Origin of the sequence: Micromonospora sp. NPDC048871 (assembly GCF_043198155.1) — a bacterium.
Taxonomy (GTDB): Bacteria; Actinomycetota; Actinomycetes; order Mycobacteriales; family Micromonosporaceae; genus Micromonospora.
Genome location: NZ_JBICUM010000024.1, coordinates 18,880 through 27,175 on the forward strand (window position 1 = coordinate 18,880; position 8,296 = coordinate 27,175).

An 8,296-nucleotide genomic window follows, 5' to 3' on the forward strand; every position below is an offset into this window, starting at 1 on the left:
TCCGCTCCGGCAGCCCCGCGCCTGCCCCTGGCCCGCCCGCGCCGGGACCGCCCGCGCCGGGACCGCCTGTGCCGGGACCGCCTGTGCCGGGACCGCCTGTGCCGAGGCCCAGGCCGGCGGCCAGGTTCGCCACCAGGTCGGCGGTGAGGGTCTCCGGGGAGAGGGCGCCGGCCAGGGCCAGCAGTTCCGGGGGCAGAGGGACCGGCCCGGCGGCAGCGGCCGCCGCTACCGCCTCGGCCAGGTCGGCGGCGAACTCGGCCGCCCGGGGGGCCACCGCAGCGGTCACCGTCAGGTGCACACTGCGCGGCAGTCCGGCGTACCGGAGCTGGGGTTGGGTGTGCCAGCCCCGGGCCGCCAGCTCGTCCACCAGGACGAACAGGTCCGGCCCGGAGTCCGTGGCGGTGAAGCAGACCACTGTCGACTCCGGCTCGGCGACCAGCCGCAACCCGTCGACTCCGCGTACGGCCTCGGCCAGCACCCGCACGGCCTGGCGGGTCCGCCGGGTCAACTCCAGGTAGCCCTCGTCACCCAGGTGCCGCAGGGTCGCGTACGCGGCCGCGATCGGTCCGCCCGAGCGGGTGGAGGAGATCACCGGGTTGATCATCGTGTATCCGGGCCAGTCGGCGTACGCGAAGTACTGCGGTGCCCGCAGGGCCGGATCGCGGTGCAGCAGCACCGAGACCCCCTTCGGGGCGTACGCGTACTTGTGCAGGTCCACCGAGATCGAGGTGACCCCGGGTACGGCGAAGTCGAAGTCGGGCACCGGCTCGCCGAGACGACGCAGGTAGGGCAGGGTCCAGCCGCCGAAGCAGGCGTCGACGTGGCACCGTACCCCCGCTACGGCGGCCGCCTCGGCGATCTGGGCTACCGGGTCGATGACCCCGTGGGCGTACGAGGGGGCGGAGCAGACCACCAGGACCGTGTCGGGGCGGATCGCGGCGGCGATGTCGGCGACCGCCGGTCGCAGGGTGTCCGGGTCGATCGGCACCGTATCGACCTGGACCCGCAGGTAGTGCGCCGCCTTGGCGAAGGCCGCGTGCGCGCTGGTCGGCACCACGATGCGCGGTGCGGTGATCTCCGGCCGGGCGTCCCGGGCCGCCTTCACGGCCAGGATCAGCGACTCCGTGCCGCCGCCGGTGATGCTGCCGACCACCTCCGGGGCACTGGTGCCGGGCCCACCGTTCAGTAGCCGGGCCGCCGCTCCGACCAGCGCGTTCTCCATCGCCAGCAGGGACGGGAAGGCGGTCGGGTCCAGTCCGTTGACATGGGCGCTCTCCGCGTACGCGGCGGCAGCCAACTCGTCCAACCCGGGCACCCCCGGGTCGTACACATAGGCGAACAACCGCCCCCCGTGCGTGGGCCGATCCAACCCCCGCAGCTCCCGGATCTCCCCCAACACCCGCTCCGCGGCCACCCCACGCACGGGCAGCGCCCCCGCTTCTTCGTCGATCATGGAGTTTTGGTCTCCTCTTCGTGCTGGTTCGCACCTTTAGTCCCGACGGAAAGTGCATGATCGACGGGAGAAAGGGCGGGGGTGGGGGTGGGAGGGGTGGTTAGGCGGGCTTGGGTCAGGTCGTAGGGGCGGAGGAGGAGGGTGGCCAGGGCTATCAGGAGGGCGGGGAGGAGGGTGAAGCCGAGCAGGACGCCTAGGCGGGCGGTGTCGGATTGGGGGGCGGAGGTGCCGGTGGTGGAGGAGACGTAGCCGGTCAGGGCGAGCACCAGACCGTAGATGCCAGGACCCAGGGCCAGGCCGAAGGTCTCCCCGGCGGTCCACAGGCCGGTGAAGACCCCGGCCTGACGGCGGCCGGTACGGGTGGTGTCGTACGCGATGCAGTCCGGGAGCATGGCCAGCGCGAACACCTGCTGCCCGGCGTACCCGACCCCGATCGACGCGACCAGCAGGTAGATCACGGCGGCGGGGAGCAGCGGCGCGGCTACCAGCGCCAGCCCACCGCCCGCCAGGATCAGGGAGGCGATCACCAGCCCGGCGAGCTTGCCCAGTCGGGCACCCACCCGCGACCAGAGCGGCATCACCACCAGGGCGGGCCCGACGAAGCAGGCGAACAGCAGGGTGGGGCCGGTCTTGGAGTCACGCAGGATCTGGTCGGCGAAGTACTGCACCCCGGCGAGGATGGTCGCCACCCCGGCGGACTGCACCACGAAGCAGAGCAGCAGCACCCGGAACGGCCGGTTGCGGCCGGCCACCGCGAGTTGGACGCGCAGGCTGGGTTCACTCTCGGCGACCACCTGCTGGGGAGCGGACCGGGTGCCCAGGAAGGCACCGACCGCACCGAGGGCGATCAGGGCGGCGACGAAGACCCCCATCCAGCGGTGTCCCGGCACCCCACCCCCGGCGGCGTCCCGGACCAGGGGGGCCACCGCGCCGGAGACCAGGATGGCCAGCGCCAGCACCGCGATCCGCCAGGTCATCATCCGGGTACGTTCGGCGTAGTCGCTGGTCAACTCGGCCGGCATGGCCACGTACGGCACCTGGAAGAAGGCGAAGGCGGTCGCCGTGGCCAGGAAGGCGACAGCGACGTACGCCCCGGCGGCCGGCCCGGCACCGAAGGGGGCGGCGAAGATCGACCCGAAGAGTACGGCCAGGGCCAGTCCACCGATGAGCAGGTACGGTCGGCGGGCACCCCAGCGGGAGCGGGTCCGATCCGAGATCCGCCCGGCCACCGGGTTGACCAGCACGTCCCACGCCTTCGGCAGGAGCACCAGCAGGGCCGCCACGCCGGCGGCCACCCCCAGGGTGTCGGTGAGGTACGGCAGCAGCAACAGCCCCGGTACGGTGCCGAAGGCCCCGGTGGCCAGCGAGCCTAGGGCGTAACCGGCGTGCACTTTGCGCGGCAGGGCCGCGGCGGCGCCACTGGGCGGTGCGGTCATGGCGCCGAATCGTACTCAGATTATGGCTCTCGTCACATCCCCTCGGTCGGCCACCAACTGGCCGCCCGCATGTCCACCCGGTCCTGGCGCATCGGCGTGCCCTCGGCCAGCCACCGCGCTCGCGCCTGCGCCGCCAACTGCGGCGGCATCGCCCCGGCCGCGTTGACGACCCGGTGCCAGCCGACCGCCCCACCGTGCCGGGCCATGATCGCCCCGACCAGTCGGGCGGAGGCCCGACCCGAACGCTCGGACAGGGCGTCGGCCACCGCCCCGTACGACATCACCCGACCAGGGGGAATCCGGTCAACGAGGTCCAGAACCGCCTCGACGTACTCCTCAGGGGTCACGACCAGCCAGAGTATGGGAACGCCGAGGGGAGTCCCAAGGACGACAGCGCAGAATAGGCGGGTGCGCGACGCGGTAACCACGGCCCGGCGGGTCGTCGTCAAGATCGGATCTTCCTCGTTGACCACCGCCACCGGCGGTCTGGACGACGAGCGGCTCGACGCGCTGGTCGACGCCCTCGACACGCGTACGGTCGACGGCCGCGAGGTGGTGCTCGTCTCCTCCGGCGCGATCGCCGCCGGTCTCGCGCCGCTCGGGCTGGCCCGGCGACCCCGCGACCTGGCCACCCAGCAGGCCGCGGCCAGCGTCGGGCAGGGCCTGCTGATCGGGCGGTACGCCGCCGCCTTCGCCCGGCACGGTCGCACCGTAGGGCAGGTGCTGCTGACGGTCGACGACGTGACCCGGCGGGCCCACTACCGCAACGCGTACCGCACCCTGCGCAAACTGCTCGACCTGCGGGCCGTACCGATCGTCAACGAGAACGACACCGTGGCCACCCAGGAGATCCGGTTCGGTGACAACGACCGGCTGGCCGCCCTGGTGGCCGCCCTGGTCGACGCCGACCTGCTGGTGCTGCTCTCCGACGTCGACGCCCTCTGGACGGGCAACCCGGCCCGACCCGGTGCCCGCCGCATCGCCGAGGTACGTGACGAGTCCGACCTGGCCGGAGTCGACATCGGCGGCACCGGCCGTTCCGGGGTAGGCACCGGCGGCATGGTGACCAAGGTCGAGGCGGCCCGCATCGCCACCGGGTTCGGCATCCCGGTCGTGCTGACCTCCGCCGCCCAGGCCGTGGCGGCGCTCTCCGGTGAGCCGGTCGGCACCTTCTTCCACCCCAGTCCCCGACGGCCGGCGGCCCGCCTGTTCTGGCTGGCCCACGCCACCTCCCCCCGGGGACGGCTGCACCTGGACCCGGGTGCGGTGGCCGCCGTGGTGGGCCGACGCAAGTCCCTGCTGCCGGCCGGGATCACCGCCGTGGACGGGGCCTTCACCGCCGGTGACCCGGTCGACCTGGTCGACGACGACGGCGCCCCGGTCGCCCGAGGGCTGGTCAACTACGACGCGGTCGAGCTGCCCGGCCTGCTGGGACGCTCCACCTCCGACCTCGCCGCGGCGCTGGGCCCGGCGTACGAACGGGAGGTCGTCCACCGCGACGACCTGGTACTGCTGTAGAAGCCGGTAAGGAGGGGCACCTTATTAACGCGTGGCGTATTAAAAGGGCCCCCTCCTAACACTTGAGGAGCATGGGATGAGCGTTAGCGAGCAGGCCCGTCGGGCGCGGATCGCGGCGGAGACACTGGCGACGGCGACGCGTACCGCCAAGGATGCCGCGCTGAACGCGATGGCCGATGCGCTGTTGGCGCGTACCCCCGAGATCCTCGCCGCGAACGCCGCGGACCTGGCGGCCGGACGCGAAGCCGGGCTGAGCGCGGCCGTGCTGGACCGGCTCGCCCTCGACGAGGGCCGGATGGCCGGCATCGCGGACGCCCTGCGGCAGATGGCCGCCCTGCCCGACCCGGTGGGTGAGGTGGTACGCGGCTCGACCCTGCCCAACGGGCTGGAACTGCGGCAGATCCGGGTGCCCTTCGGGGTGGTCGGCATCATCTACGAGGGACGGCCGAACGTCACCGTGGACGCCGCCGGCATCTGCCTGAAGTCCGGAAACGCGGCCCTGCTGCGCGGTTCCTCCTCGGCCGCGCACTCCAACGCCGCGCTGGTCGCGGTGCTGCGGGACGCGATCGCCGGTGCCGGCCTGCCGGCGGACGCGGTGCAACTGCTCGACTCCAGCACCCGCGACTCCGTCAAGGAACTGATGCGGGCCCGGGGCCTGGTGGACGTGCTGATCCCGCGCGGCGGGGCGTCACTGATCCGGGCCGTGGTCGAGGAGTCCACCGTGCCGGTGATCGAGACCGGGGTGGGCAACTGCCACGTCTACGTGGACGCCGCCGCCGACCCGTCGATGGCCCTGTCCATCGCCCTGAACGCCAAGACGCAGCGGCTGTCTACCTGCAACACCGCAGAATCGCTGCTGGTGCACGCGGCCGTCGCCGACGACTTTCTGCCGGCGATGCTGACCGCCTTCGCCGAGGCCGGGGTCACCGTGCACGGCGACGCCCGGACCGCCACCTACTCCGAGGCCGTGGTCCCGGCCACCGAGGAGGACTTCGCCACCGAGTACCTCTCCGCGGACATCTCGGTCGCCGTCGTCGACTCCCTCGACGCGGCGGTCGCACACATCCGGCAGTACGGCACCGGCCACACCGAGGCCATCGTCACCGACTCGCAGGCGGCCGCCCGGGAGTTCGTGGCCCGGGTCGACTCGGCCGCGGTGATGGTGAACGCCTCGACCCGGTTCACCGACGGCGGCGAGTTCGGCTTCGGCGCGGAGATCGGCATCTCCACCCAGAAGCTGCACGCCCGAGGCCCCATGGCCCTACCCGAACTCACCAGCACCAAGTACGTGGTAACCGGCACCGGCCACCTCCGCTAAACCCACCCCACCCCCGCCCTCACCCCGCGCCCGCGCCCCTGCCCCGCCCCCGCGATCTTGCACTTTTGGTCGCCAATTCGCCCCGATATGCCGGCTTTGCCCCGACCGAAAGTGCAAGATCGCGGGAGGTGAGGGCTCGCGGCGTCGTGGGGGCGCGGGGCGGGCGGCGCTCGGGGAGGGTGGTGGGGGGTCAGCGGAAGGCGCGGATTACGGCGAGGGTGGTGTGTACGTCGAACTGGTGGCCGTCGTCGCTGGTCCAGCCGCCGTCGCTGCGTTGGGTCTCGGCCAGTCGGCGGCGGGCCGCCACCAGGGTCCACTCCTGCTCGTCGACGCCGACCCGACGCAGGGTCGAGGCCAGCCAGGCCGCGTCGGCGGGTGAGGCCTGCGGGAGACGCTCGGCGAGCACGGCCTTGATCCGCGCCGACTCGTAGAACAGCTGCTGGCGGTGCAGTACCGCTGCGGTCAGCCAGCCGGTGGCCAGGAAGGACGGCCAACTGCCGTCGGGGTTGAGGTGGGCGGCCAGCGCCTGCCCCGCGGCCTGCACCACCCCGGCGTACGCCCCACCGACCCGGTGGTCCAGCGGCCCGGCGGCGCGGGCGTCCAGCCCGGCCACGGTGAGCCAGAAGGCCGCGTTGGCGGTCAGGTAGAGCCGGGCCTCCGGGTCTCCCGGCCGGGCCCACTCCGGGGCCACCTCGGCCAGGGCCTCGTCCTCCTCCCAGCAGCCGTCCCGCTGCTGGGCGGCGGCCAGCCAGTCCAGGGCCCGGCGGGCGGCCGGGCGGCTGAGGGCGCCCAGGTCGTCCAGTTCGGCGAGGCGGAAGCAGGTGGCGTCGACCGACGCGATCTCGTCGCCCCAGGAGGCCGGCCAGCCTCCGCCCAGGGTCTGCCCGACCTCGGCGCTGTCGAGCGTCTCGGGTGACGGCGGCGCGCCGGTACGCAGCCAGGAGAGGCGGGCACGTTCCACCGCGTCCCCGTGTGCCACCACGAACCCGATCGCGGCGTCGATGTCGACCACGGCGGTCAGGCTACCGGCGCATACGTGATCTCGCCTCGGCGAATCGGGCAGCCGACATCGGCCCGGACGGCAGGTGTGAGCAGGGCGTTGCGGCGGATGTTAAGAAGGGACCCCTGCTCTACCGGAGGCGTTAAGAAGGGGCCCTTCCTTACACCCTCAGTAGGTCGGGAGGGAGGGGTCGATCTGCTTGATCCAGGAGAGCACCCCGCCCTGCACGTGCACGGCGTCGCGGAAGCCGGCCGCCTTGAGCGCGGCCAGGGCCTCGGCGGAGCGGACCCCGGACTTGCAGTGCAGCACGACCTGCTTGTCCTGCGGCAGCTTGGACAGCGCCTCCCCGGAGAGGATCTCGCCCTTGGGGATCAGGGTGGCGCCGGGGATGCGGACGATCTCGTACTCGGCCGGCTCCCGGACGTCGACCAGGAAGATGTCCTTGCCGGCGTCCTGCCACTCCTTCAGCTCGGCGGCGGTGATGGTGGCGTCGACCACGGCCTCCTGGGCCTCGACGGACACCGCGCCGCAGAAGTCCTCGTAGTCCTCCATCAGGTCGGTCAGGGTCGGGTTCTCGCCGCAGAGCACGCAGTTCGGGTCCTTGCGGACCTTGATCTTGCGGTAGCTCATCTCCAGGGCGTCGTAGACCATCAGCCGGCCGACCAGCGGCTCACCGACACCGGCGAGCAGCTTGATCGCCTCGTTGACCTGGATCGAACCGATCGAGGCGCAGAGCACACCGAGCACCCCGCCCTCGGCGCAGGAGGGGACCATGCCGGGCGGCGGGGGCTCCGGGTAGAGGCAGCGGTAGCAGGGACCGTGCTCGGCCCAGAACACCGAGGCCTGGCCGTCGAACCGGTAGATCGACCCCCAGACGTACGGCTTGCCGAGCAGCACCGCCGCGTCGTTGACCATGTAACGGGTGGCGAAGTTGTCCGTACCGTCGACGATCAGGTCGTACTGGGCGAAGATCTCGCGGACGTTGTCCCGGTCCAGGGCGGTGTTGTGGATCTCCACGTTGACCAGGGGGTTGATCTCGCGGATGCTCGCCGCGGCCGACTCGGCCTTGGAGCGGCCGATGTCGGAGACCCCGTGGATGATCTGCCGCTGGAGGTTCGACTCGTCGACGGTGTCGAAGTCGATGATGCCCAGGGTGCCGACCCCGGCGGCGGCCAGGTACATCAGGGCGGGGGAACCGAGGCCACCGGCGCCGACGCAGAGCACCCGGGCGTTCTTCAGCCGCTTCTGACCGGTCACCCCGACATCCGGAATGATCAGGTGACGGGAGTAGCGACGGATCTCGTCAACGGTCAGCTCGGCGGCGGGTTCGACGAGCGGGGGCAACGACACGGTGAACTCCCCGGAATCGATGGCGGACAACCGGGCCATTGTTGCTCGCCGACATGGCCGTCGGCCATGAGCGGGGACACGTAGCCCGGCATACGGGAGCGGGAATAACCGGGGACCGGCCGGCGGGCGGGTCAGACACCCCAGGAGCTGAGGTGTCAAGCTGCGGCGGTTAGCTCACGGTGTGACCAGGCAGTGTTCTTGTCGTAGACGGTGGTGGTTTT

5 protein-coding genes and 2 pseudogenes are annotated in these 8,296 nt (G+C 72.2%); 2 read left to right on the top strand and 5 right to left on the bottom strand.

Features of this window, described 5'->3' with window-relative positions:
- Nucleotides 1-94: 94 nt before the first annotated feature.
- The 3 genes and pseudogenes from ACGFIK_RS27680 to ACGFIK_RS27690 form a co-directional block, all read right to left on the bottom strand.
- A pseudogene (locus tag ACGFIK_RS27680) lies at nt 95-1,453 on the bottom strand (pyridoxal phosphate-dependent decarboxylase family protein); the annotation flags it as partial.
- Nucleotides 1,450-2,889 carry an MFS transporter gene (locus ACGFIK_RS27685; protein WP_393342136.1) on the bottom strand — a complete coding sequence of 480 codons (1,440 nt, stop codon included), beginning with the start codon at nt 2,887-2,889 and terminating at the stop codon, nt 1,450-1,452. The pseudogene ACGFIK_RS27680 and the gene ACGFIK_RS27685, both read right to left, overlap by 4 nt.
- Before the next feature lie 32 nt (nt 2,890-2,921).
- Complete coding sequence (locus tag ACGFIK_RS27690) at nt 2,922-3,236, bottom strand: MGMT family protein (protein WP_327023990.1); 315 nt, start codon at nt 3,234-3,236, stop codon at nt 2,922-2,924.
- A 13-nt stretch (nt 3,237-3,249) separates the two neighbouring features.
- Here ACGFIK_RS27690 and proB point away from each other — a divergent pair, with 13 nt between their 5' ends.
- Together proB and ACGFIK_RS27700 are read left to right on the top strand one after the other, a co-directional pair.
- Nucleotides 3,250-4,407 carry a glutamate 5-kinase gene (proB, locus tag ACGFIK_RS27695; RefSeq protein WP_327023989.1) on the top strand — a complete coding sequence of 386 codons (1,158 nt, stop codon included), beginning with the start codon at nt 3,250-3,252 and terminating at the stop codon, nt 4,405-4,407.
- Nucleotides 4,408-4,483: 76 nt separating this feature from the next.
- Nucleotides 4,484-5,725, top strand: a complete 1,242-nt coding sequence (locus ACGFIK_RS27700) for a glutamate-5-semialdehyde dehydrogenase (protein WP_393342139.1) — start codon at nt 4,484-4,486, stop codon at nt 5,723-5,725.
- Between the two features lie 190 nt (nt 5,726-5,915).
- Here the strand turns inward: ACGFIK_RS27700 and ACGFIK_RS27705 are convergent, their stop codons facing one another.
- Both ACGFIK_RS27705 and moeZ read right to left on the bottom strand, forming a co-directional pair.
- Nucleotides 5,916-6,737, bottom strand: a complete 822-nt coding sequence (locus ACGFIK_RS27705) for a prenyltransferase/squalene oxidase repeat-containing protein (protein ID WP_327023987.1) — start codon at nt 6,735-6,737, stop codon at nt 5,916-5,918.
- Nucleotides 6,738-6,893: 156 nt separating this feature from the next.
- Nucleotides 6,894-8,143, bottom strand: a pseudogene (gene moeZ, locus ACGFIK_RS27710) (adenylyltransferase/sulfurtransferase MoeZ).
- Nucleotides 8,144-8,296 lie beyond the last annotated feature (153 nt).